Origin of the sequence: Pseudomonas sp. PS01303 (assembly GCF_029959385.1) — a bacterium.
GTDB classification, from domain to species: Bacteria; Pseudomonadota; Gammaproteobacteria; order Pseudomonadales; family Pseudomonadaceae; genus Aquipseudomonas; species Aquipseudomonas rustica.
In genome coordinates this window covers 1-356 of the sequence record NZ_JASCPK010000334.1, presented here as the reverse complement: position 1 = coordinate 356, position 356 = coordinate 1, and the positions used below count along the sequence as shown (strand labels likewise).

The following is a 356-nucleotide window of genomic DNA, read 5'->3' as shown; positions in this document are numbered from 1 at the left end:
TCCGGCGATTACTTCGGTGAAAGATTCCAAAGGCATCGACATCCCTCAAAACGGCACGACAGTCGACACTAGCGTGACGCTCACGGGCACAGGCACGGCGAACCGTGAGGTGGATATTTTTGATGGCGTCACATTAAAAGACTCGGCGCCGATCAATGCCCAAGGGATCTGGATCTACACCGCTACAGGTTTGACCGTTGCCGCTCACGCCTTCAAGGCAAAAGCCAAATACGGCAGTGAGACGGAATCAGCTGTTCGAACCTTTACTGTCGCCGCAGCGACGACGCCGGTGATCACCTCAGTGCTCGATTCAAAAGGCATCACCATTCCCCAAAACGGTCTCACCGTTGATTCCA

General features: G+C 54.2%; 1 pseudogene. It reads left to right on the top strand.

The features are described from left to right. Positions 1-16 precede the first annotated feature (16 nt). Positions 17-356, top strand: a pseudogene (locus tag QMX93_RS31065) (Ig-like domain repeat protein); the annotation flags it as partial.